General features: G+C 40.2%; 1 protein-coding gene. It reads right to left on the bottom strand.

Going from position 1 to position 209, the window contains the following annotated elements:
* On the bottom strand, positions 1-88 hold an 88-nt coding region (locus tag CF394_RS16005), incomplete at its 3' end, for a hypothetical protein (RefSeq protein ID WP_243370559.1).
* Positions 89-209: the final 121 nt, after the last annotated feature.

Below are 209 nucleotides of genomic sequence, written 5' to 3'. Positions count from 1 at the left end.
GATTGACAAAACCCGGCAGTATTCCTTTATCAAACATCTGATGAACCTGATCTTCGAAATAGCGGATTTCCAGCATTTTTTGATACATCCACACTGCTTTTTCCTTTGTCAGTGCCTCTTACATATGAAAAAACCTCCTGTCTTTTTTACTCACACGTTATGATGCAAAAATCGTGCCAGCTCTCCGAAGCGAACATAAGCCGCTTTTA

Source organism: Tetzosporium hominis, from assembly GCF_002265435.1.
Classification (GTDB): domain Bacteria; phylum Bacillota; class Bacilli; order Bacillales_A; family Planococcaceae; genus Chryseomicrobium; species Chryseomicrobium hominis.
Note: the sequence above shows the minus strand (reverse complement) of the source record. Positions and strands in the feature narration are given on the sequence as shown.